The sequence below is a fragment of the Sphingomonas sp. genome (assembly GCF_030145815.1).
Classification (GTDB): domain Bacteria; phylum Pseudomonadota; class Alphaproteobacteria; order Sphingomonadales; family Sphingomonadaceae; genus Sphingomonas.
Genome location: NZ_JAIXHL010000001.1, coordinates 78,233 through 99,886 on the forward strand (window position 1 = coordinate 78,233; position 21,654 = coordinate 99,886).

The following is a 21,654-nucleotide window of genomic DNA, read 5'->3' on the forward strand; positions in this document are numbered from 1 at the left end:
TTACTCTCCAACCCGCTCGGAAAACGGCACTTCGCTGCCGCCTGCTTTGCGGATGAACTCATTACCTGCGCGCTTGGCGCTATTAAGAGCGGCTGCGGTAGCCGCTTGTGCGATCCGCGAATTGTCGGGGCTCATCTCTTGACCCAGCGCAAGAAACCGAGCCGCCAATGTCATGCCACCTAAGCGTGTTGGGATCTTCGCACCGCGCCGATCGACTTCCGAAGCCACCGATCTTTCTTCATCGCTTTGTGGAAAGGGTTTTCCCGCCATGATGCGAACGACGAGGTCGGCATCGGACTTTTGAAGCGCGGATGCCATCGGCGAAAACACATATGAAAGCGCCGCGATCTCTTCCTTCGAGAAATTCTTGCTGAGAGCCTCAAAAGAACGGCGTCGGAGCGCCGGTTCGTAATCGCGGAGACTGGCAACACTTGCTTCAATCCCGGTCCGAACCATTGCGTCGAAAAGGCCGGGATACTTACTGTTCAACGCGACAAGTTCCGCATCGTCGTGGAGCCGCTGTCGCCATTGCTGATTCATCCCGACCGCGATTGATTGCGCGAGCAGTCTTACGGGTGACATCAATGTCAGAAGCGGCTCATATTCGGGGCTGACCACAGTATCCGTGGTGGCAGCTTGTGGTGCTGCGAGGGCCATCGGCGCAGAGGAGACTAGCAGCGCCGCCATCAAGACGAGCAGGCGCATCACGCCGCCACCTTCCGTGCCTTCGCCTTCAGCCACGCATGCATCCGCTCGCTCACATCGCGGCCGTCGCGGATTGCCTGCACCACCAGGCTCGCGCCCTTGACGATGTCGCCGGCGGCGAAGACGCCGTCGAGGTTGCTCATCATCGTGCGCGCATCGGTGCGGACGGTGCCCCAGCGGGTGACGCCCAGTTCGGGCGCGTTGAAGAGTACAGGCAGGTCCTCGGGGTCGAAGCCGAGCGCCTTGATCACCAGATCGGCGGGGACGTCGAACTTCGCGTCGGGATCGGGTTCGGGCGCGCGGCGGCCGCTGGCGTCGGGGGCGCCTAGGCGCATCCCGACTGCCTTGACCGCCGTCACCTGATCGCCGCCCTCGAACGCTTCTGGGGCGGAGAGCCAGACGAACTCGACGCCTTCCTCCTCAGCATTGGCGGTCTCGCGCTGGCTGCCCGGCATGTTGGCGCGGTCGCGGCGATAGAGGCACTTCACCGATGCTGCCCCCTGACGGACCGCAGTGCGGACACAGTCCATCGCGGTGTCGCCGCCGCCGATCACCACGACATTCTTGCCCGCGGCGTTGAGGCTGCCATCCTCGAACGCCGGGACGCTGTCGCCGAAGCTCTTGCGGTTCGACGCGATCAGATAGTCGAGCGCATCGACCACGCCGTTCGCGCCGACGCCCGGCGCCTTGATCGCGCGCGGCTTGTACACGCCCGTCGCGATCAGGATCGCGTCATGCTTGTGGCGGAGCTGCTCCAGCGTCGCGTCCTTGCCGACATCGAAGCCAAGGTGGAACACGATTCCGCCCGCCGCCAGTCGGTCGGTGCGGCGCGTGACGACATGCTTTTCCAGCTTGAAGCCGGGGATGCCATAGGTCAGCAGCCCGCCAGCGCGGTCGTGGCGGTCATAGACATGGACGTCATAGCCCAGCACGCGCAGATATTCCGCCGCGGTCAGTCCTGCCGGACCCGCGCCGATCACGCCGACCGACTGGCCGCGTGCCGGGCCGGGCTGCAGCGGCTCCACCCAGCCTTCCTCCCAGGCGGTGTCGGTGATGAACTTTTCGACCGACCCGATCGTGACCGTGCCATGGCCCGAGGATTCGATGACGCAATTCCCCTCGCACAGCCGGTCCTGCGGACAGATGCGGCCGCAAATCTCGGGCATGGTCGAGGTGCTGTTGGACAGCTCATAGGCTTCGCGCAGCCGCCCCTCGGCGGTCAGGCGCAGCCAGTCGGGGATGTGGTTGTGCAACGGGCAATGCACCGTGCAGTAGGGCACACCGCATTGCGAGCAGCGCCCGGCCTGATCCTCCGCGCTCGGGGGCGCATAGCGCTCCGCGATCTCGCGAAAATCCTGCGCGCGCAGGTCCGGATCGCGCTTGGGCGGAAACGCCTGCGCACGATCGACGAATTGAAGCATCACATCCTTGCCCATGCGCCGCGGATGACAGAAGTTTGTTACCGAGTCACGCAAAAATGGCGATATAGGGCAGCGGTACTTACCTAATTGCTCGCCGGTCTTCGATCATTTCGCGAAATCGTGTAATTTCATTTCAATGATAGGTCCGTATCGGCCCTACCTCAGCGAAAGGAGCAGGATCGCGACCGCGCCAAGCGCGATTCGGTACCAGGCGAACGGCGCAAAGCCGAAGCGCCCGACGATCTTCACAAACGCCTTCACCACCAGCAATGCGACGATGAACGACACGCCAAGTCCTATCGCGATCCCGCCCAGGTCGTCGGCGTTCAGCAGATCGCGATCCTTGTAGAGCGAATAAGCCGTCGCCCCCGCCATGGTCGGTACGGCGAGGAAGAAGCTGAACTCGGCCGCCGTCTTGCGCTCCACGCCCATCAGCAGCGCGCCCATGATCGTCGCGCCCGAGCGGCTGACGCCCGGGATCATCGCGATGCACTGAACCAGCCCGATCGCAACCGCAGTGGGCAGCGGCATCGTCTCGACCCGCTCGACCTTCACCACCTTGACCATCCGCTCGATCACAAGAATCGCGATGCCCCCGACGATCAGCGCGACTGCGACGGTCATCGGCGACTGGATCAGCGCCCGGATCCCCTCATAGGCGACCGCACCGATCAGCATCGCGGGCAGAAATCCGATCAGGATGTTGCGCGTGAACCAGATCGCCTCGCGCTCGCCGCGCATCAGCCCCATGCCGATGCCCCAGAAGCGCCGCCAATAGGCGACCAGCACCGCCAGGATCGCGCCGAGCTGGATCGCGACCTTGAACGCCACCGATCCCTCGCCGGTAAAGCCGAGCAGCTCGCCCGCCAGGATCAGATGCCCGGTCGATGACACGGGCAGGAATTCGGTCAACCCCTCGATAATGCCGAGGATGATGTAGATCGCGATGTCGCCCACGGCGCGCTCCCCCTGCCGGGCGTGCCCGGCCGTTCATCTGTGCCGGAACTGGCGGTTAGGCGTGGCGCGCGTCGGCGAACCGGCCATGCTTGCGATACTGGACCAGCCAATGCGGCGCGACCGCGCCCAGCGGGGTCGGCGCGATGTCGAACGCGGCAAGGCCTTCGCCCGATGCGACATTGTCCTGCTGCAGCATCAGCCACTGGTCCCAGCTGATCGGGGCACCGGGCAGGAAACCGAGCGAGGCGAGCGCAGCACCGGCGAAGTCGGGCAACTCGACCACCGGCTTGTCGCGCCCGATCGCGCCGAGCAGCCAGTGGTGGAACTGGGTAAAGGTCATGACGTCCGGCCCGCCCAGCTCGATCGTCTGGCCGGCATAGCGCGCGGGCTCGGCAATCGCGCGGGTCACCGCCTGCGCGACATCGGCGACCCAGACCGGCTGGATCTTGGTCCCGCCCTTGAGCACCGGCACGACCGGGAGCGACGCCGCGAGCGCGGCGAAGCGGTTCACGAACTGATCCTCGCGCCCGAACATCAGGCTGGGGCGCAGGATCGTGGCGGACGGGAAGGCGGCGCGCACCGCCGCCTCGCCATCGCCCTTCGACCGGCCATAAGCCGAGGGCGAGTCGCTATCGGCGCCGATCGCGGACATCTGCACAAAATTGGTAGCGCCAGCTTCAGCCGCAGCCTTGGCAGCGTTGCCCGATCCGCGTGCGTTGACCGCGTCCATGCGGTTCCCGAACACGCCGACCAGATTGACCACCGCATCCGACCCGTCGACCGCGCGCGCCAGACTGTCGGGGCGGGTCACATCGGCGGCAACGAACTGCGTCTGGCCAAGGCCGCCCAGCGGCTTCAGGAACCACGCCGAGCGGGGATCGCGCTGCGCGATCCGCACCCGCGCCCCGGCCTTGAGCAGGCTTTGCGCGATATAGCGTCCGGCGAAACCGCCGCCGCCGATCAACGTCACCAGCTTGTCCTTCATCGCGTCCTCGAACAATTTGACCAAAAGCCTGCGCTCCCCATGCCGCGCGATCCGTCAAAGGGCAATGCCGGGATCGCCGTGCCCCCTCCCGCTTGCTGCGCCAAGGGTCTATGGCGGGAGCATGACCGACGATCCCTTTGCCCTGTTCGACGCCTGGTACCGCGAGGCGCGCACGACCGAGATCAACGATTCCAACGCGATGGCGCTAGCGACGGTGAGCGCCGACGGCCAGCCATCGGTGCGGATGGTGCTGCTCAAAGGGCACGGCCCCGAAGGCTTCACCTTCTATACCAACCGCGAAGGGCGCAAAGCGGCTGAACTGGAAGCCATGCCCCGCGCGGCATTGCTGTTCCACTGGAAATCGCTGCGCCGCCAGATCCGCATCGAGGGGCCTGTGACGCGCGTCACCGACGCCGAATCCGACGCCTATTTCGCGACGCGCAGCCGCGACTCGCAACTCGGCGCCTGGGCCAGCGACCAGTCGCGCCCGCTAGCCGACCGTGCGACCTTCGAAGCACGCTTTGCTGCGATGCAGGCGCGGTTCGACGGCGGAGACGTGCCGCGCCCGCCGCATTGGGGCGGCTATCGCGTCGCACCGGAGCGGATCGAATTCTGGCTCGACCGCGAACACCGGCTGCACGAGCGCCGCGTGTTCACCCGCAACGGCGACGGCTGGGACGAAGGCATGCTCTACCCATGAGCGCGACCCCGACCCGGGCGGCGATTGCCAGCGTCATCGCGGCGCTGCTGTTGGGCGGGCTCAAGGCGTATGCGGCATGGACCACCGGGTCGGTGGCGATGCTGGCGAGCCTCTCGGATTCGGTGCTCGATCTGATCGCATCGCTGGTGACGCTGGCCGGGGTGCGCATCGCCGCGCAGCCGGCCGATGCCAATCACCGCTTCGGTCATGGCAAGGCCGAGGCGCTGGCCGCGCTGTTCCAGGTCGTGCTGATCTCCGCCTCCGCCACCTTCATTGCGGTCCGCGCGATCGAGCGACTCGCGAGCGGTGAAGTTGCCGCCGACCCCGAAGCGGGGATCGTCGTATCGGTCATCGCGATCGGCGTCACCCTGTTGCTCACCGGCTATCAGGCGCGCGCCATCGCCGCGAGTGGATCAATCGCGATCCGCACCGACCGGCTGCATTACCAGTCTGACCTGCTGCTCAATTCCGGCGTGATTGCCGCGCTCGTGCTCGAGTCGATCCTCCATCTGCGCGGCGCGGACCCGGTATTCGGGATCGGCATTGCACTCTGGCTGCTGTGGGGCGCGTGGCACGCGGCGATCGATGCGATCGGGCAGCTGATGGACCGCGAATGGCCGGAGGAGAAACGCCGCGCCTTCATCGCCTGCGCCGCCGCGATCCCCGGCTTTGAAAGCCTCCACGACCTGCGCACCCGCACCAGCGGATCGCAGGATTTCGCGCAATTCCATATCCATGTCCCCGCCACGATGAGCGTTGCACAGGCGCATGACGTGGTCGAGGCGCTCGAGGCGCGGCTCGAAGCCGAATTTCCCGGCACCGAAATCCTGATCCACGTCGATCCGGAGGGCCAGGTCGATAACCCCGGCGATCCGCTGCGCGAAGCGAACGAGCTGAAGGGTTAGGCTGCGACCAGCTCCGCGCGTTCGGTCTCCGTGATCCAGCCGCCGCCGAGGACGCGCTCGCCCGCATAGAACACCGCCGCCTGCCCCGGCGCGACGCCATATTCGGGCGCGTCGAACACCACCCGGTCGCCATCGAGCCGCGCGGGCACCGGGCGCGCCATCGACCGGACCTTGGCAGTCAGCGGGCCTTTATGACTCCCGCCGATCCAGTTCAGCCCCTCGATCCGCGCGGCGCTGACCGCCAGTGCGGACTTGGGGCCGACCACCACGTCGCGCGTGGCGGGATCGAGTCGCAACACATAGAGTGGCTCAGGGCTCCCGCCGATCTCCAGCCCACGGCGCTGGCCGACGGTGAAGTGGATCAGGCCCCTATGCTCGCCGAGCTTGTTGCCCGCTTCATCGACAATCGCCCCGGCCGTATCGGCCTCGGGCCGCAGCTTCTTGACCAGCCCGGCATAGTCGCCATCGGGGACGAAGCAGATGTCCTGGCTATCGGGCTTGCCCGCCACGCCAAGGCCAATCTCGGCCGCAATCTCACGCACCCGCGCCTTGGGCAGACCGCCCAAGGGAAAGCGCAGGAAATCGAGCTGCGCGGCCGTCGTCGCGAACAGGAAATAGCTCTGATCGCGCGCCGGATCGGCCCCCTTGTGCAACTCCGGCCCCTCCGGCCCTTCGACCCGCTGCACATAATGGCCGGTCGCAAGGCAGTCGGCACCGAGATCGCGGGCGAGCGCGAACAGGTCGGTGAATTTCGGCCCCATATTGCATTTGACGCACGGGATCGGCGTGCGCCCGGCGAGATAGGTGTCGGCGAAATCGTCGATCACGGTCTCGCGAAAGCTGCTTTCATGATCGAACACATAATGCGCGATGCCGAGGCGATCGCACACCGCGCGCGCATCGCGGATGTCGCGCCCGGCGCAGCAGCTTCCCGCGCGACCGACTGCTTCGCCATGATCATAGAGTTGCAGGGTGACGCCGATCGTCTCCGCCCCGGTGCGCGCCGCGAGCGCGGCCACGACCGAACTGTCGACGCCGCCCGACATGGCGACGACGATCCGCCGCTGTGCGAGCGGCCCGGTCAGCTGAAAATCTCCGGCGAACATCGCCGCGCACATAGGGGTTTCACGGGGGCGATGCAAAATTGCTGTATTTACCGAGCTTTCAGCCTTCGCGGTTAAACGGAGTCGGATGAGTTCGACCGATGACAGCAGGCTCCAGTGGATCTGAGCTACCGATTCGACCGCGACGTCTCGGCGACGCCCATCGCCGCGCCCGTCGCCGTGCTGCTCGCGGCAGCGGCAGTGCGCCAGTCGGCGAGCCGGACCGCGCGCCTGCAGATTCGACTCGATCGGCTAACGCCCGCGCACGGATTGCTCGCGCCGCCGCATGGCGCGTTCAACCTTGCGGTCGAGCGCGCGCTAACCCGGTGGCAAGTTCGATGAAGGCGCCGTTTACCGTGCCGTTTAGGCGAAGCGAAATCCGCGGACGTTATGACGGGCTTCAGACGCAGTTGGGGACCCCCCGCCCTGATCGAGGTATGGAATGATTGAAAACCAGAAGATCCGCCCAGCGAAAGTGATCGGTCCGCTCGGTGAGCCACTGACACTCGATTCGCTGCCGCCGCCCGAAACGACCCGCTGGGTCGTGCGGCGCAAGGCGGAGGTCGTTGCGGCGGTCAATGGCGGCCTGCTCAGCATCGACGAAGTGTGCGAGCGCTATGGCCTGACGGTCGAGGAATTCGCCGGATGGCAGCGCGCGATCGACCGGTCGGGCATGCCCGGCCTGCGCGTGACGCGGATCCAGCACTACAAGTCTCTGTACGAGCGCCAGCAGAAATACTGAGCGTTTCCTGCAACATCGTCTCTCCCATCCGCCCGCGCCTCAAAACGCGGGCGGAACCATTTTCGGGCTCGGCGCGTCTTCGCTTCACATCGTCCGCACCACCGGCGGACACCACAGTGGAGGAAGACATGGATCTCGTTGGCCTTATCGTCTGGCTCGTCATTGGCGGCGTCGTTGGCTGGCTCGCCAGCTTGGTCATGCGCACCGACGCCCAGCAGGGCATTCTGCTCAACATCGTTGTCGGCATCGTCGGCGCATTCATCGGCGGCCTGCTGTTCGGCGGCTCGATCAACAGCGCGATCACCGTGATGACCTTTGTGTCGTCGCTGGTCGGCGCGATCATTCTGCTCGCGATCGTCAATCTGGTGCGTCGCGGCTCGGTGCGCTGAATTTAGCTACCCGCAAGTATCAAAAGGGGCCGTCCCGATGGGGCGGCCCCTTTTTCTTTACTTGAGCAGGAAACGGACGCGGACGTTGGCGCTGACCTGCTGTTCGCCCGGCGCAATCTGGGTCGAATCCTTGGCTTCAGCGCGGACCATATACCCCGGAACTGGGCCGGGCGCGCCGCCGTCGCTGCCTTCGCTGACCATCAGGATACGGTCGACCTTCATGCCGAGCGCACCGGCGTAGAGCGCGGCACGGGCGCGGGCGCGCTTGACCGCATCGACGCGGGCTTCATCCATCGCGGTATCGATCGCATCGATCGTCAGGCTCGGTCCGTCGATCTGGTTCGCGCCCTGCTTCACCAAGGTATCGAGGATCGTGCCGCTGCGTGCGATGTCGCGAAACTTCACCGAGACGCTGTTGCTTGCCTGATAGCCGGTGATGACCGGCGGTTGATTCTCGGCATAGCGATATTGCGGGCTGAGCGAGATGGTCGCGGTCTGGATGTCGCGATCGGCGATGCCCGCTGCCTTCAGTGCCGTGAGCACCGATGCCATCTGCCGCGCATTGGCCGACAGCGCTTCGGCCGCGGTCGCGCCCTGACTGACCACGCCGGCGCGGATCACCGCGATGTCGGGAACGCGATTGACCCGCCCCTCCGCCATCACGTCGAGCAAAGTGCCCTCGCTGATGGTTGCGGTCGGCGCGGTCTGCGCAGTGGCGGCGAGCGGCACGGTTGCGGCAAGGGCGGCGGCGCTCAGCAGTCGGATCATGTGGTTCGGCCTCTCAGCAAAAATTGTCCCGCCGCTGCATGGGGCAGGGCGGGACAACCGGGGCTGAACGCCCCTTGCAGCATGCGTTCAGCGCGTGCGGCGCGTCATGACCAGTCGGTAGAGCGCCAGCAGCACGACGGCACCGACGGTGGCGGCGATATAGCTGTTGAGTGTGCTGGTCAGGTCGACGCCGATCGACGGCGCCACGAATCCGGCGAGCAGCGCACCGGCAATGCCGATCAGAATGGTGACGATGATACCGCCCGGGTCCTTGCCGGGCATGATGAGCTTGCCAAGGACGCCGGCCACCAGGCCGATCAGGATCCAACCGAGAATTCCTTCGGGCATGCTTTCCTCCTGTAGTCGCCTCCGTCCCCCGATCAGGCTGGAGCAGACGGAGATTGCCCCATGTTCGGGGTGCTGAATACCCCCATTTGCGCGTCACTTGCGCTTGCGCAGATTTCTCAAAACGGGCATTTGCCGCGCACCTCTGCCCTTGAGGCAAGTGACTTATTCAGATAATACAGTGCGACGGGGAGGACCCGCGCCGGCCGTCGGTCGGGGGTAAAAGAGGTCGCGCATGAATTACGAGGCTCGGATGTTTGGTGGGGAAGAACGGCTCGCTCTGGCGGGTGAAGGCGAAAAGCGGTCGCGTCGCAAATGGTGGATCATCGCGGGCGTCATCGCGCTCGTCGTGATCGTGGCGGCGTATTTCGCCTTTGCGTCAGGCGGGGCGGCTGACAAAGCCGAACCGGCCAAGGCGGGCGCTGCGGGCGCGGCCAAGGGTGGGCAGGGCGGCGATCGCCAGCTGCCAACCGTCACCGTCGCCATTCCGGGCCGCAGTGATATTGCCAGCGTCATCAGTGGCACCGGCTCACTCGCCGCGCGCCGGGAGATGCCGGTCGGCGTCGCCGGTGAAGGCGGCATGGTCACGCGCGTGCTGGTCGAGCCGGGCGATTGGGTGAATGCGGGGCAGGTGCTCGCCACCGTCGACCGTTCGGTCCAGAGCCAGACCGCCCAGTCGCAGGCCGCCAGCATCCGCGTTGCGCAGGCCGATCTCAACATCGCCCAGGCCGAGCTCGATCGCGCGCAGCAGCTGCTCGCGCGCGGCTTCGTGTCGAAGGCGGATATCGACCGCAAGACCGCGACCCGCGACGCCGCCGCCGCGCGCGTGCGCGTCGCCCAGTCGCAGCTGTCGGAAACGCAGGCGCGTAACCGCCGCCTCGACATCCGTTCGCCCGCCGCCGGCCTGGTCCTCACCCGCGCGGTCGAGCCGGGTCAGATCATCAGCTCCGGCTCTGGCGCGCTGTTCCGCGTTGCCCAGGGTGGCCAGATGGAGCTGCGCACGCAGCTCGCCGAAGCCGATCTTCAGCGTATCCCCGTCGGCGCCCGCGCCGAAGTGACGCCGGTCGGCACGGATCGGGTGTTTGTGGGTGAAGTATGGCAGGTGTCGCCGGTCATCGACCCGCAAACGCGCCAGGGCATCGCGCGCGTTGCGCTCTCGTTCGATCGCGCGCTGCGTCCGGGCGGTTTTGCCTCCGCACGTATCACCGCCGGCGGTGCGGTCGCGCCGCTGTTGCCGCAGTCGGCGATCCAGAGCGACGCCAAGGGCAATTTCGTGTACATCCTCAATGCCAAGGATGAGGCCGAGCGCCGTGCCGTGACCACCGGGGACGTGTCGGATGCCGGGGTCGCGATCACCAGCGGACTGGACGGGACCGAACGGGTGGTGCTGACCGCCGGCGCGTTCCTCAACCCGGGGCAGAAGGTCAAGCCGAACCTCACCACGCTGAAGCGTTAAGGGACAACGGGACATGAGCTTTCGCAACATCTCGGCCTGGTCGATCCGGAACCCGGTTCCGCCGATCGTGCTGTTCATTGCGCTGACCATCGCCGGCTTTGTCAGCTTTGCGCGGATGGACGTGAACAACGATCCGGACATCGACTTCCCGATCGTCTGGGTGTCGATCAGCCAGCCCGGCGCCGCGCCGAGCGAGCTCGAAACCCAGGTCACGCAGCGCGTCGAGGCGGCGGTGCGCAGCCTGCAGGGCATCGACCAGATCGAATCGACGGTCAGCGAAGGCAATTCGCAGACGGTGATTCAGCTCGACATCGGCACGCCGATCGATCGTGCGGTCAGCGATGTGCGCGATGCGATCGCCCAGATTCGCGGCGACTTGCCCGACGGCATTCTCGAGCCGCTGGTCGGTCGCGCGAACACGTCCGATCAGGAAATCGCGACCTTCACCGCGACCGGCACCGACATGACGATCGAGCAGCTGTCCTGGTATGTCGACAATACGGTGGCCAACGAGCTGCTGTCGATCGACGGACTATCGGGGGTCGAGCGCATCGGCGGGGTCAATCGCGAAATCCGCGTGATCCTCAACCTGCCCAAAATCCAGTCGCTTGGCCTGACCGCGTCGCAGATCAATCAGCAGCTGCGCCAGGTCAATCTGAACGCGGCGGGCGGGCGCGCCGAAATCTCGGGCAATGAACAATCGGTCCGTGTCCTTGGCAACGCCGCGGATGCGCGCGCGCTTGCCGAAACGCGCATCTCGATTGGCGGCGACCGGACCGTTCGGCTTGGCGACATCGCCGACGTCAAGGACCTCTACGCCGAACAGCGCAGCCTGGCCGAGTTCAACGGCCGGCAGGTGCTGTCGTTCAACATCAAGCGCGCCAAGGGTGCGTCCGATGTGACCGTGTTCGACGAGGCGGAAAAGAAGCTGGAGGCGCTCAACAAGCGCAATCCGTCGGTCCAGTTCAACGTCCTGTTCAACAGCGTCAAATATACCGAAGCGCAATATCACTCGGCGATGGTCGCGATGATCGAGGGCGCAATCCTCGCCGTGGTCGTCGTGTTCCTGTTCCTGCGCGACTGGCGCGCGACATTGATCTCCGCACTGGCAATCCCGCTCTCCGCCATCCCGACCTTCTGGTTCATGGAGATGCTCGGCTTCACCCTCAACCAGATGACGCTGCTCGCACTCAGCCTGGTCGCGGGCGTCTTGGTCGACGATGCGATCGTTGAGATCGAAAATATCGTTCGACACATGCGCATGGGCAAATCCGCCTATCAGGCATCGATCGACGCGGCGGACGAGATCGGCGTCGCAGTGCTCGCCACTACCATGTCGATCGTCGCGGTGTTCCTACCCGTCGGCCTGATGCCGGGCATTTCGGGCCAGTTCTTCAAGAATTTCGGCCTGACCGTGGTTGCTGCGGTGCTGATGTCGCTGGCGATCGCGCGCCTGTTGACGCCGATGATCGCGGCCTATTTCCTCAAGGCCAAGGGGCATGCCAGCCATGGCGAGGGCGCGATGATGGACGGCTATGTCCGCATCCTGCGCTGGACCCTGACGCATCGCTGGGTCGCCGTCGTGGCGTTCCTCGTCGCCTTTGCGCTCGAAATCTTCCTCGCGGCGGGTGGGCCCTTGCCCTTCACCTTCCAGCCCAATCAGGATCAGGACGATATTACCGTCCAGATCGAAATGGTGCCCGGAACCAGTCTCGAGCAGACCAAGACCGTCGTCGACAAGGTCACCGCGATCGTCGCGGCACGCAGCGACGTCGTCGAGAACGTCTATTCGCGCACCTTTGTCGGTAACGGCCGCGTCGTCGCGATCCTGAAGGATGAGCGCCCGATCACCAGCGTCGAGCTTGAACAAGCGCTTCAGCCTGCGCTCGCCCAGATTCCCGATGCGCGTGTCAATGTGCGCTCGCAGGGTGGCTGGGGCGGTAGCGGCCGTGCGGTGTCGATCGTGCTGGGCGGCGAGGATCCCAAGCTGCTCAACGACACGGCGCTCAAGATCGTCGCCGAGATGGAGAAGATGCCCGAGCTGCGCGCACCGCGCATCACCGGCGATCTCCAGCGACCGGAAATCGTCATCCAGCCACGCACCGAGCTGGCGGCGGATCTGGGCGTGACGACCGCCGCCCTGTCGAATGCGATCCGCATCGCGACATTGGGCGATATCGATCAGAACAGCGCGAAATTCTCGCTGTCCGATCGCCAGGTACCGATTCGTGTCGCATTGGCCGAAAGCTCGCGCGCGGAGCTGGAGACGATCCGCAACCTGCCGGTTGCCACCTCGACCGGTGGATCGGTGCCGCTGGGCGTGGTCGCCGATATCAAGTTCGGTGTCGGCGCGACTCGCATCGATCGCCTGAACCAGAAGCGCCGCCTGGTCGTCGGTGCCGACCTTGCCAGCGACCCCAAGACGGGCAAGCCGTTCGTGCTGGGCGCGGTGATGCAGAAGGTCGATCAGCTGCCGACGATGCGCAACCTGCCGATGGGCGTGGGTAAACTGGAGGTGGGCCAAGCCAAGTGGCAGACCGAGATGCTGGTCAACTTCATCGTTGCACTGATCTCGGGTATCCTGCTCGTCTTCGCGGTGCTGGTGCTGCTCTATCGCGGCGTGATGGCAGCGATGGTCAACCTGTCGTCGCTGCTGATCGCGGCGTTGGGCGGATTGATCGCCTTGTGGATCACCGGGAATCCGATCTCGATGCCGGTGCTGATCGGTATCCTAATGCTGCTTGGCATCGTTGCGAAGAACTCGATCCTGCTGATCGATTTCGCGCTTGAGGAGATGGAGAAGGGTGTCGACAAGATCACCGCGATCGTCGACGCCGGGCACAAGCGCGCACAGCCGATCGTGATGACCACGGTCGCGATGGTCGCGGGCATGGTGCCGACCGCGCTGTCGCTGAACGGCGATGGGTCGTGGCGTGCGCCGATGGGCATCACCGTGATCGGTGGCCTGTTGCTCTCGACGCTGCTCACGCTGCTGATCGTCCCGGCATTGTTCAGCCTTGCGCTGGGCATGGAGCGGCGCGTCGGTCCGTGGCTGGGTCGCAGGCTGCTGACCTTCCGCCCGGGCGACGATGCCGAGGACAAGGCACGACTGGGCGGGACGGTCCCCGCTGGCCGCATCGGGCATAGCGGAAGCGAAGGCCCCGCGCCTGCCGAGTGAACCAAAAAGACGCACGCGGATTGTTCCGGCTATGAACCCGGCAATCCGCGTGCTTTCTGGTCCTGTGATTCGCTCATCCGACCCTGTCCCGCCTGGCCTCAGGCGCATGCGCATCCTCGCCACCGGCCTCTTGGTGCTGATGGCGGCGGTGTATTTCACGGCGCGCAGCTACGAACCCGACTACACCGTTGCGGGGTTTATTCGCGCATTCGCCGAGGCGGCGATGGTCGGCGGCCTCGCCGACTGGTTCGCGGTGACCGCGCTGTTCCGCCACCCGCTCAGCCTGCCGATCCCGCACACCGCGATCATCCCCCGCAACAAGGAGCGGATCGCCACCTCGCTCGCCAATTTCCTGCGTGACAATTTCCTCATTCCGCGCGTGGTCGCGCGGCGGATGCGGACGATCGATGTTGCGGGCGCAGCGGGCAAATGGCTGGCGCAGCCGCCCGAAAGCTCAGGTCGCCTGCGCCGCGGCGCATCGCGCATGGCCGCCAACCTGCTCGAATCCCTCGACAAGGATCAGTTGGGCGGCCTGATCAAGGGCGCGGTCGCCAACCGCCTGCGCCAGACCGACATCGCGCCTTTGCTCGGGCAAGCGCTGGGCGCGGCGATTGCCGAGGGGCGGCACCTCCCGCTCATGGATTCGATGCTCCGCTGGCTGGCGAAGATCATCGACCAGAATGAAGCACTGATCCGCAAGATGGTGCACGAGCGCGCCGGGGCGATCATGCGCTGGACCGGGCTGGATGAGACGCTCGCCAATGCGATCATCGACGGGCTCTACAAGCTGGTGTCGGACGTCGCCGAGGATCCCGGTCACCCGCTGCGCGCCAAGGTGGAGGAGGGGCTGGAAAAGCTCGCCTTCGACCTGCAGTTCGACATCCCAACCCGGCTCAAGGTCGAGGAATTCAAGGCCGACATGCTCGACAATCCCGCGCTCGCCCGCTGGATCGAGGGGATGTGGGAACAAGCGCGCGGCGCGCTGTTACGGGTGGCGCGCGACCCCGATGCCGCGCTGGCGGGCAAGTTCGGCGAGGCGCTGCGCCAGCTTGGCGGCACGCTGCAGAGCGACCCGCGTCTCGCGCACATGATCAACCGCTTCGTCCGTCGAGCTGCCGTCGGCACCGCCGCCGATTATGGCGACGGGATCGTCCGGCTGGTGTCCGATACGGTGCGCGGCTGGGACGCGCGCACGATCACCGGGCGGCTGGAGAACGCGGTGGGCAAGGATCTGCAGTATATCCGCATCAACGGGACACTGGTCGGCGGCCTGGTCGGGCTGACACTGCACACGTTGCACACGGTGTTGTAGCCCGACCGCCGTTTGCCCTGAGCTCGTCGAAGGGCGATCTCCCGACCTCGCCAAATGCTGGGCTGGTGCTTCGACAAGCTCAGCATAAGCGGCGGAGGTGCTCCCGCATGCGGGAGGGGCTAAGAAAAAGCTTCACCCCTCCCAATCCAGCACCGTCCACCCCTTAAGCGCCGCCAGCTTGCGCAGTGGGCCATGCGCATTCACTGCGAACGGCTCGTCGGCCCATTCGAGCACCGGCGCGTCGGAGACATGGTCGCTGTAGAAGCGCACGCGGACATCCGCCCGCGAAAGGCCCTCGCGCGCCATCCAATCTTCGATCAGCCGCAATTTGGCGGGGCCATAGCAATTCTCGCCTTCAAGGGCTGCCAGCACATTGCCGTGCGCATCGCGCCGCGCGGCGGTGGCGATCACCGTCCCGATGTCCAGCCGCGCCGCGATCGCCTGTGCATAATAGCCATGGCTCGCGGTCGCGAGCACCGGTTCCCACCCCGCCGCGCGATCCGCATCGACGCGCGCACGGGCGTCGGCGAAGAGGTTGGTCGCCGCCATATCGTCCGCGAACGTCTCGGCCACCACCGCCAGCTCTGCGGGCGGGATCGCCCGGCCGATCATCAGCCGATGGGTGATTTCCTTCAGCCGCGCCCGGTCGATCGCCTTGGCCAGATAGGCCAGGCTCGCCACCCCCGCGAGCGGCAGCAGCGCCAGCCGCCACGGCGCGCGCGCCTTCGCCGCATGGATCAGGAACGGCGTCCAGGTCGCGCGCCGCGTGATCGTCTTGTCCATGTCGTAAATGGCGAGTCGGCGCATCGGAACCTTTCTTGGCCGTCCGTAATTGGTTCGGTCGGTATCTTATCCTCTAGCTACAGGTGCTTGCCGTTCCAGTCCGAATCAACGATGGGTGGTCGCGATGAACGCGCCAGCCGACTTTCAGCATGACGCAGCCGCGGGGGCGCTGCGGTTCAGCGGCAATCTGTCGTTGCGCGATATCGGCGACCTGCCCGACCGGCTGAGCACGGTTGAGGGCGATGTGCGCGTGCTGGATATGCGCGGGATCGATCGCATCGACACGGTCGGCGCTTGGGTGATCCACCGCTTCGCGCGCGATCACGGCGCACAGGTGTCGGGACTCGATTCGAACCAGCAGCTGCTGTTCGACCATGTCGCCCAGGCCGACCACCCGATCGCTGGGCCGCGCAAGCCGATGGGTGCCTTTGCGCAGCTGCTCGCTGAGATCGGCGAAGCGGTGATTCAGGCGGCAAAGACGATGTGGGGCCTGCTCGGCTTCATGGGCGCGACCGCAGTCGCAGCCGGCCGGGTAATCGCGAACCCGCGCCGCTTCCGCTATCACGCCACGGTTCACCGGTTCGAGGTCGTTGGCGTCTCCGCGCTCGGCATCATCGGATTGATGAGCTTCCTGATCGGCATCGTCATCGCGCAGCAGGGCGCGGTGCAGCTGCGTCAATTTGGCGCCGAAGTGTTCACGATCAACCTCGTGGGCCGCATTACCTTGCGCGAACTCGGCATCCTGATGACCGCGATCATGGTCGCGGGCCGCTCGGGCTCGGCCTTTGCGGCGCAGCTTGGCACGATGAAGCTGACCGAAGAGATTGATGCCATGCGCACCATCGGGGTCAATCCGATGGAGGCTTTGGTGCTGCCACGTGTGATTGCCGCGGTGCTGATGCTGCCTTTGCTCGGTTTCTACGCCTCGCTCATCGCGATGATTGGCGGCGGGTTGCTGTGCTGGATCGCGCTCGACATTCCGCCGATCACCTTTGTCCAGCGCATTCGCGAAGTTGTGCCGATCACCGATCTCTATGTCGGGTTGGTCAAGGCGCCGGTATTCGGCGCGATCATCGCCATTGCCGGCTGCTATCAGGGCATGCAGGTCGAGAGCGACGCCGAACAGGTCGGCATGCGCACCACCACGGCGGTGGTTCAGGCGATCTTCCTCGTCATCGTGCTCGACGCGTTCTTCGCTGTGTTCTTCACCGAAGTGGGGTGGAACTGATGACCGCCCCGACATTCGATCACGAAGAGGCGGTCATCCGCGTCCGCGGTCTGCGCAACAGTTTCGGCGAGCAGACCGTGCACGAGAATCTAGACCTCGATGTGCGGCGCGGCGAGATTCTGGGCGTTGTCGGCGGGTCGGGCACCGGCAAGTCGGTGCTGATGCGATCGATCATCGGGCTGCAGCAGCCGGATGAGGGCAGCGTGCATGTGTTCGGCGAATCGGTGCTCGACGCCGATGAGCGTACCGCGATCGAGATTCGCCGCCGCTGGGGCGTGCTGTTTCAGGGCGGCGCGCTGTTCTCGACGCTGACCGTCGCCGAGAATGTCCAGGTGCCGCTGAAAGAATTCTACCCGCAACTCGACGAGCAGCTGCTCGCCGAGATCGCGGCGTACAAGGTGGTGATGACCGGCCTGCCGCCTGAGGCCGGGCCGAAATATCCCGCCGAGCTGTCGGGCGGCATGAAGAAGCGTGCGGGCCTCTCGCGCAGCCTGGCGCTGGACCCCGAATTGCTCTTCCTCGACGAGCCGACCGCCGGGCTCGATCCGATCGGTGCAGCCGCGTTCGATGAACTGACGCGGTCGCTGCAGCAGACGCTCGGGCTCACCGTGTTCCTCATTACCCACGACCTCGATACACTCTATGCAATCTGTGATCGGGTTGCGGTGCTGGCCGACAAGCGCGTTATCGCGGTGGGAACGATCGACGAGCTGCTGGCTTTGGACCATCCGTGGATCCAGGAATATTTCAAAGGCCCGCGCGGACGCGCGGCGGTGGCGAGCGCGGAACGCGCGGGCGCCATGGGGGCATGAGGGACTGATGGAAACACGCTCAAACCATGTGCTGGTCGGCGCGGTCGTGCTGATCCTGCTCGCCGTTTTGGCGCTGTTCACCGTGTGGCTAGCCCGCGTCAACACGACCAGCGAGAAGGAATATGACATCTTCTTCAAGCAGGCGGTCGACGGGCTCAACAAGGGCTCGCAGGTCGCCTTTTCCGGCGTCCCGGCGGGACAGGTCAAGGAAATCGGCCTGTTCAAGCCCGACCCCAGCCTGGTGCGCGTGCGCATCGCGGTGAACAGCGATGTGCCGGTGCTGCAGGGGACCACTGCAACGATCCAAGGCGTCGGCTTCACCGGGGTCAGCCAGATCCAGCTCGACGGCGCGGTCAAGGGCGCGCCGCCGATCGTGTGTCCCGACGCCAATCCGCGCAGCGTCTGCCCGCTCGGCGTGCCGGTGATTCCGACCAAACAGGGCGGTCTTGGCGCGCTGCTCAACTCTGCGCCGCGCTTGCTCGAACGCCTCTCAACGCTGACCGAACGGCTGACCGAATTGCTGTCCGACCGCAATCAGGCGTCGATCAGCGGCATCCTCGCCAATACCGAAAAGCTGACCGGTGAGTTGGCCAAGGGGGCGCCCGACATGCGCGCCACGCTGGCCGAGCTGCGGATCACGGTGCAGAAGGCCGGCGTCGCTGCCGAGCAGATCGGCAACCTCGCCGGCACCACCGATCGCGTGCTCGACAAGGAAATCGCGCCGACGATGAAGGATCTGCGGGGCGCGATCGCCTCGGCTGACAAGAGCATGAAGGCGCTCGAACGCACGCTGGGCAAGGCCGATGGCGGCATCGATGAGGTGACGACCAAGACTATTCCCGAGCTCAACCAGCTGATCCAGGACTTGCGCCAGATGACCGCCGCGCTCGCCTCGGTCGCGGAAAAGATCGATCGTGAGGGCGCCGGATCGCTGATCGGATCGTCCAAACTGCCCGACTACGACCCCAAGAAGAAGTGAGCCCGATGATGCGCAAGCTCTTCCTCGCCCCCGTCCTGCTTGCCGCGCTGCCGCTCGGTGGGTGCATCAAGTTCGGGTCTGAGCCGCCGCCCTCCTTGCTCAAGCTTGAGGCGGACACGACCATGCCGACCGGCCAGACGGTGAGTTCGGCGACGGCGCGGTCGATCACCATCGCGGTGCCGTCGGTGCCGCAGGAGCTTGCCGTGACCCGCGTGCCGGTGCGCAGCAGCGACACGGCGGTCGCCTATCTCAAGGACGCGCAATGGGTTGAGGCGCCAAACCGCATGTTCGCGCGGGTGCTGGGCGACACGATTTCGGTGCGCACCGGTCGCGTCGTGCTCGACATGCGTCAGTCGCTGTCGAACCCTGGCGCGCGGCTGGGCGGCGAGCTGCGCCAGTTCGGCGTCGATGCCGACAGCAATGCGGCGGTGGTCGTCTATGAAGCGACGCTGGTGCGCGACCGTCCCGCCGCTGCCGATGGCGTGCGCCCGGCGATGACGTTCGAGAAGCGCCGCTTTGAAGCGCGGGTGCCGCTGGCACAGCTGACCCCGACCGAGGCCGGTGCTGCGCTCAACCAGGCCGCGAACCGCGTGGCTGGTGAGGTCGCCGACTGGGTGGGCCGATAACGGCGGCTACAGGGCGCGACGGACCGGGGGCATGACATTGCAGATGTCGGCCCCACCGGCGGGCAGGTTGAAAAAGGGCGGCTGGCGGTTTTCGCGCGCCTTGATCCAGGCGGCGAAGCGCGGGTTGTCAGCGGCGCGGTATTGAAAACGCGGGCGCTCCGCTTCGGACAGGTCGCTGGCCAGCCGCCCGCGCACGAACGGCACATGCTGACTTGCCTCCTTGTAGAGGCCGAGTCCCCCTTCGGTCCCACGCGGTAGCGCCGACAGATGCTCGATCCCCTCCAGCACGCGCCCGACGATCGCGATGTTGCGGTCGAGATGGCGCGGACCATGGCCGATCACCGCATACAGGTCGCCGCCGCTGCCGGTGCTGGGGGCAAGATCGCGCGCGACCCCGACCATGGCGTAGCAATGCGGGATCCACGCGACCTTGCCATTGGTCGCCAGCGGCCAGCCATCGGCGCTATGCCCCGTGCGCCGGGAATAGGGATCGCGGCGCGTAAGCCGTGTCACGGCGTCATAGCGCGGCCAGTCATATTCGGCCGGCGGCTGCGCGACGACACCCTCGGGCAGCGGCTTCTTCTCGGTCGGGTCGCCCCATTGCACGACATAATTGTCATGCACGCGATAGACGCGCGCCGCATCCCACCAACCCGCCGCAGCCAGCTTGCGAATATTGGCGACATGCACCGGCGCGTAACGCGGCGCGAGGCGGATCACGACCTGCTTCCCCTCACCCAAGGTCATGACCAGCAGCTCGTCGGCGGGGATGTCGCGCCAGTCGCCGGGCAGCGGATCGGACGGCAGCGGGGCGGGGGCGGCGGCCTGAAGCGCCAGCGCTAGGGAGAAGGTCAGCATTGCCCCAGGCTGTCACGCCCTGTCACGCGATGCAACGTGCTTGCGAAGCGGTGACCAACTCTCTAGGCAGCGCCATCCAGCGATTGCGGAGCGGTGGCCGAGTGGTCGAAGGCGCTCGCCTGGAAAGTGAGTATACGCCAAAAGCGTATCGAGGGTTCGAATCCCTCCCGCTCCGCCACTTGCCCGCAAAGGTTCCCAGCGGCACCACGAGCGCCAGGTTTCGGAGCTGCGGCAGTTGGCAAGGTCTGGTCGGCTGCGCGACTCATCCCGTGATGCAACGCCCGATCGACGCAGCAACCTATTTCGCGAGCGGCCATGCTGCGACCAGCGGGTCGCGCGACGGCAAATTCATCGGCAGTTACCTGCACGGGAAGGGGAGCCACGCCGTGTCGAGGTGGTGTGTGCGGCCTGTTGATCTAGGACCGGCCATCGCCGCTCCAGGTAATGCGGGAGTTGATGCGGTTCCACAGCGCCTGAACGATGGACCGCGGCCGCGCATGGCTGTGCGAACGGCTTCGGCGGTCGCGGGGGCGGGCGAGCAGACATTGCGTACTGTGGCAAATTAGAGGTTGGCGACCCCGCCATTCCGATGTTCTTGTCGGAGTGGGCCCCTTACCACAGTCCCGCGGACCGATTCCCGTGACGCACGGAGACAATCCCGCCCGTCATCGGGGCACCGGGATACCTCTTAGCCCTCATACTGCAGATAAGCGAGCGCCATGGTCGAAAGCTCCGACTTGAGCGTGGCCCAGATCGCGTCGTCAGCCGATTCGGCGGTCGATCCCAGGCCGAATTGGCGGGCTGCCGTGGCGAACACGATGCGGAATACCGAATGGGCGGCGCGCTCGGGATCCTTGGACCGGATTTCATCGCGGAACGTCAGGATCGCCTTGGCCGAAAGATCGGCCGAGCGCTGCGCAGTTTCGCGACCGGGGGCCGACACGGCGGGGTCGATCGACGCACGCTGCATGATCGTGCGCAGCAGCTGCGAATGGGTCGACAGGAAGTTGCTGTATTCATTGACATAGCGCGGCAGAAATTGGGCAAGCGAGGTGGATTCGCTGAGGAGAGCGGCGATCATCTCGCCCTCCTTCTCGACGATCGACTGCAACTCCTCCGCAATCACGGCGTGGAGCAGCCGGTCCTTGCTCTCGAAGCGCAGATAGATCGAGCCGATCGATACCGCCCCGCGCTCGCTCACGTCCTGCAGCGTGAAGTCCTCGCTCCCCCGTTCGAGCATCAGCGCCTTGGTCGCATCGAGCATGCGGCGAAACGAAGCAAGGCTGCGGCCCTGGCGGGGCTTACGGCTCAGCGCGCTGGCAGCGAGGGCCTCGGTGGGCGACAGAGCGACACTTGACATGCCGGGCATAAGGGATATCAAAATAGGAACGTCAATTCTAAT

At 65.7% G+C, this 21,654-nt stretch carries 22 protein-coding genes and 1 tRNA gene; 13 read left to right on the forward strand and 10 right to left on the reverse strand.

The window, feature by feature from the left end; translation table 11 throughout:
- The 4 genes from KYX69_RS00425 to KYX69_RS00440 form a co-directional block, all read right to left on the reverse strand.
- Entirely contained in the window at positions 1-741 is a 741-nt protein-coding gene (locus KYX69_RS00425) for a hypothetical protein (RefSeq protein WP_300492561.1), read from the reverse strand.
- Positions 705-2,141, reverse strand: coding sequence for an NAD(P)-dependent oxidoreductase (locus KYX69_RS00430; RefSeq protein WP_300492562.1), 1,437 nt, complete (start codon positions 2,139-2,141; stop codon positions 705-707). Before KYX69_RS00430 ends, KYX69_RS00425 begins: the two co-directional genes overlap by 37 nt.
- A gap of 141 nt (positions 2,142-2,282) precedes the next feature.
- The gene (locus KYX69_RS00435) at positions 2,283-3,083 is read right to left on the reverse strand and encodes an undecaprenyl-diphosphate phosphatase (protein WP_300492563.1); all 801 of its coding nucleotides are present in this window, start codon (positions 3,081-3,083) and stop codon (positions 2,283-2,285) included.
- A gap of 55 nt (positions 3,084-3,138) precedes the next feature.
- Positions 3,139-4,068, reverse strand: a complete 930-nt coding sequence (locus KYX69_RS00440; RefSeq protein ID WP_300492847.1) for a complex I NDUFA9 subunit family protein — start codon at positions 4,066-4,068, stop codon at positions 3,139-3,141.
- 121 nt (positions 4,069-4,189) lie between these two features.
- On the opposite strand from KYX69_RS00440, the gene pdxH reads away from it, so the two are divergent.
- Together pdxH and KYX69_RS00450 are read left to right on the forward strand one after the other, a co-directional pair.
- Positions 4,190-4,768: a pyridoxamine 5'-phosphate oxidase gene (gene pdxH, locus KYX69_RS00445; protein WP_300492564.1), complete on the forward strand. Its 579-nt coding sequence runs from the start codon at positions 4,190-4,192 to the stop codon at positions 4,766-4,768.
- On the forward strand, positions 4,765-5,673 hold the full coding sequence (locus KYX69_RS00450) for a cation diffusion facilitator family transporter (RefSeq protein WP_300492565.1): 909 nt from the start codon (positions 4,765-4,767) through the stop codon (positions 5,671-5,673). The genes pdxH and KYX69_RS00450 overlap by 4 nt, the downstream gene beginning before the upstream one ends.
- On the opposite strand, the gene mnmA is transcribed toward KYX69_RS00450, so the two are convergent.
- Positions 5,670-6,779 carry a tRNA 2-thiouridine(34) synthase MnmA gene (mnmA, locus tag KYX69_RS00455; protein ID WP_300492566.1) on the reverse strand — a complete coding sequence of 370 codons (1,110 nt, stop codon included), beginning with the start codon at positions 6,777-6,779 and terminating at the stop codon, positions 5,670-5,672. The two genes, KYX69_RS00450 and mnmA, sit on opposite strands and share 4 nt — an antisense overlap.
- Positions 6,780-6,893: 114 nt before the next feature.
- On the opposite strand from mnmA, the gene KYX69_RS00460 reads away from it, so the two are divergent.
- From KYX69_RS00460 to KYX69_RS00470, 3 genes are all read left to right on the forward strand, one after another.
- Positions 6,894-7,118 (forward strand): hypothetical protein, encoded by a 225-nt coding sequence (locus KYX69_RS00460; protein ID WP_300492567.1) that lies wholly within the window; start codon positions 6,894-6,896, stop codon positions 7,116-7,118.
- A gap of 100 nt (positions 7,119-7,218) precedes the next feature.
- Entirely contained in the window at positions 7,219-7,518 is a 300-nt protein-coding gene (locus tag KYX69_RS00465) for a DUF1153 domain-containing protein (RefSeq protein ID WP_066658893.1), read from the forward strand.
- Positions 7,519-7,646: 128 nt separating this feature from the next.
- Positions 7,647-7,907, forward strand: a complete 261-nt coding sequence (locus tag KYX69_RS00470) for a GlsB/YeaQ/YmgE family stress response membrane protein (protein WP_066658922.1) — start codon at positions 7,647-7,649, stop codon at positions 7,905-7,907.
- A 57-nt stretch (positions 7,908-7,964) separates the two neighbouring features.
- On the opposite strand, the gene KYX69_RS00475 is transcribed toward KYX69_RS00470, so the two are convergent.
- Together KYX69_RS00475 and KYX69_RS00480 are read right to left on the reverse strand one after the other, a co-directional pair.
- On the reverse strand, positions 7,965-8,675 hold the full coding sequence (locus KYX69_RS00475) for an SIMPL domain-containing protein (protein ID WP_300492568.1): 711 nt from the start codon (positions 8,673-8,675) through the stop codon (positions 7,965-7,967).
- 87 nt (positions 8,676-8,762) lie between these two features.
- Positions 8,763-9,023, reverse strand: coding sequence for a GlsB/YeaQ/YmgE family stress response membrane protein (locus KYX69_RS00480; protein WP_294018209.1), 261 nt, complete (start codon positions 9,021-9,023; stop codon positions 8,763-8,765).
- A 232-nt stretch (positions 9,024-9,255) separates the two neighbouring features.
- Between KYX69_RS00480 and KYX69_RS00485 the strand changes: the two genes are divergently transcribed.
- The 3 genes from KYX69_RS00485 (at position 9,256) to KYX69_RS00495 (ending at position 14,966) form a co-directional block, all read left to right on the forward strand.
- On the forward strand, positions 9,256-10,476 hold the full coding sequence (locus KYX69_RS00485) for an efflux RND transporter periplasmic adaptor subunit (protein WP_300492569.1): 1,221 nt from the start codon (positions 9,256-9,258) through the stop codon (positions 10,474-10,476).
- Positions 10,477-10,489: 13 nt separating this feature from the next.
- Positions 10,490-13,654, forward strand: coding sequence for an efflux RND transporter permease subunit (locus tag KYX69_RS00490; RefSeq protein ID WP_300492570.1), 3,165 nt, complete (start codon positions 10,490-10,492; stop codon positions 13,652-13,654).
- A 106-nt stretch (positions 13,655-13,760) separates the two neighbouring features.
- On the forward strand, positions 13,761-14,966 hold the full coding sequence (locus tag KYX69_RS00495; protein WP_300492571.1) for a DUF445 domain-containing protein: 1,206 nt from the start codon (positions 13,761-13,763) through the stop codon (positions 14,964-14,966).
- Positions 14,967-15,098: 132 nt separating this feature from the next.
- Here the strand turns inward: KYX69_RS00495 and KYX69_RS00500 are convergent, their stop codons facing one another.
- Complete coding sequence (locus tag KYX69_RS00500; protein ID WP_300492572.1) at positions 15,099-15,773, reverse strand: HAD family phosphatase; 675 nt, start codon at positions 15,771-15,773, stop codon at positions 15,099-15,101.
- 100 nt (positions 15,774-15,873) lie between these two features.
- On the opposite strand from KYX69_RS00500, the gene KYX69_RS00505 reads away from it, so the two are divergent.
- Genes KYX69_RS00505 through KYX69_RS00520 form a run of 4 tightly spaced genes read left to right on the forward strand, consistent with a single transcriptional unit; the run spans position 15,874 to position 19,394 of the window.
- Positions 15,874-16,977, forward strand: coding sequence for an ABC transporter permease (locus tag KYX69_RS00505; protein WP_300492573.1), 1,104 nt, complete (start codon positions 15,874-15,876; stop codon positions 16,975-16,977).
- A complete protein-coding gene (locus tag KYX69_RS00510) occupies positions 16,977-17,789 on the forward strand; it encodes an ABC transporter ATP-binding protein (RefSeq protein WP_300492574.1) in 813 nt (270 codons plus the stop codon). Before KYX69_RS00505 ends, KYX69_RS00510 begins: the two co-directional genes overlap by 1 nt.
- Positions 17,790-17,796: 7 nt before the next feature.
- Positions 17,797-18,768 carry an MlaD family protein gene (locus KYX69_RS00515; RefSeq protein WP_300492575.1) on the forward strand — a complete coding sequence of 324 codons (972 nt, stop codon included), beginning with the start codon at positions 17,797-17,799 and terminating at the stop codon, positions 18,766-18,768.
- Positions 18,769-18,776: 8 nt separating this feature from the next.
- Positions 18,777-19,394, forward strand: a complete 618-nt coding sequence (locus tag KYX69_RS00520; RefSeq protein ID WP_367280170.1) for an ABC-type transport auxiliary lipoprotein family protein — start codon at positions 18,777-18,779, stop codon at positions 19,392-19,394.
- Between the two features lie 6 nt (positions 19,395-19,400).
- Here the strand turns inward: KYX69_RS00520 and KYX69_RS00525 are convergent, their stop codons facing one another.
- On the reverse strand, positions 19,401-20,252 hold the full coding sequence (locus tag KYX69_RS00525; RefSeq protein ID WP_300492577.1) for a peptidylprolyl isomerase: 852 nt from the start codon (positions 20,250-20,252) through the stop codon (positions 19,401-19,403).
- An 87-nt stretch (positions 20,253-20,339) separates the two neighbouring features.
- Between KYX69_RS00525 and KYX69_RS00530 the strand changes: the two genes are divergently transcribed.
- Positions 20,340-20,430 (forward strand) — tRNA-Ser (locus KYX69_RS00530).
- 510 nt (positions 20,431-20,940) lie between these two features.
- On the opposite strand, the gene KYX69_RS00535 is transcribed toward KYX69_RS00530, so the two are convergent.
- Positions 20,941-21,612 carry a TetR/AcrR family transcriptional regulator gene (locus KYX69_RS00535; protein WP_300492578.1) on the reverse strand — a complete coding sequence of 224 codons (672 nt, stop codon included), beginning with the start codon at positions 21,610-21,612 and terminating at the stop codon, positions 20,941-20,943.
- Positions 21,613-21,654: the final 42 nt, after the last annotated feature.

Bases quoted from the DNA above. Each gene is read 5' to 3' on its own strand.
- KYX69_RS00525 (WP_300492577.1), bottom strand. From the start codon at position 20,252: ATGCTGACCTTCTCCCTAGCGCTGGCGCTTCAGGCCGCCGCCCCCGCC.
- KYX69_RS00490 (WP_300492570.1), top strand. From the start codon at position 10,490: ATGAGCTTTCGCAACATCTCGGCCTGGTCGATCCGGAACCCGGTTCCG.
- KYX69_RS00485 (WP_300492569.1), top strand. From the start codon at position 9,256: ATGAATTACGAGGCTCGGATGTTTGGTGGGGAAGAACGGCTCGCTCTG.
- KYX69_RS00470 (WP_066658922.1), top strand. From the start codon at position 7,647: ATGGATCTCGTTGGCCTTATCGTCTGGCTCGTCATTGGCGGCGTCGTT.
- KYX69_RS00475 (WP_300492568.1), bottom strand. From the start codon at position 8,675: ATGATCCGACTGCTGAGCGCCGCCGCCCTTGCCGCAACCGTGCCGCTC.
- KYX69_RS00510 (WP_300492574.1), top strand. From the start codon at position 16,977: ATGACCGCCCCGACATTCGATCACGAAGAGGCGGTCATCCGCGTCCGC.
- KYX69_RS00505 (WP_300492573.1), top strand. From the start codon at position 15,874: ATGAACGCGCCAGCCGACTTTCAGCATGACGCAGCCGCGGGGGCGCTG.
- KYX69_RS00495 (WP_300492571.1), top strand. From the start codon at position 13,761: ATGCGCATCCTCGCCACCGGCCTCTTGGTGCTGATGGCGGCGGTGTAT.
- KYX69_RS00450 (WP_300492565.1), top strand. From the start codon at position 4,765: ATGAGCGCGACCCCGACCCGGGCGGCGATTGCCAGCGTCATCGCGGCG.
- KYX69_RS00515 (WP_300492575.1), top strand. From the start codon at position 17,797: ATGGAAACACGCTCAAACCATGTGCTGGTCGGCGCGGTCGTGCTGATC.
- KYX69_RS00520 (WP_367280170.1), top strand. From the start codon at position 18,777: ATGCGCAAGCTCTTCCTCGCCCCCGTCCTGCTTGCCGCGCTGCCGCTC.
- KYX69_RS00430 (WP_300492562.1), bottom strand. From the start codon at position 2,141: ATGGGCAAGGATGTGATGCTTCAATTCGTCGATCGTGCGCAGGCGTTT.
- mnmA (WP_300492566.1), bottom strand. From the start codon at position 6,779: ATGTTCGCCGGAGATTTTCAGCTGACCGGGCCGCTCGCACAGCGGCGG.
- KYX69_RS00465 (WP_066658893.1), top strand. From the start codon at position 7,219: ATGATTGAAAACCAGAAGATCCGCCCAGCGAAAGTGATCGGTCCGCTC.
- KYX69_RS00480 (WP_294018209.1), bottom strand. From the start codon at position 9,023: ATGCCCGAAGGAATTCTCGGTTGGATCCTGATCGGCCTGGTGGCCGGC.
- KYX69_RS00440 (WP_300492847.1), bottom strand. From the start codon at position 4,068: ATGAAGGACAAGCTGGTGACGTTGATCGGCGGCGGCGGTTTCGCCGGA.
- KYX69_RS00500 (WP_300492572.1), bottom strand. From the start codon at position 15,773: ATGCGCCGACTCGCCATTTACGACATGGACAAGACGATCACGCGGCGC.
- pdxH (WP_300492564.1), top strand. From the start codon at position 4,190: ATGACCGACGATCCCTTTGCCCTGTTCGACGCCTGGTACCGCGAGGCG.
- KYX69_RS00535 (WP_300492578.1), bottom strand. From the start codon at position 21,612: ATGTCAAGTGTCGCTCTGTCGCCCACCGAGGCCCTCGCTGCCAGCGCG.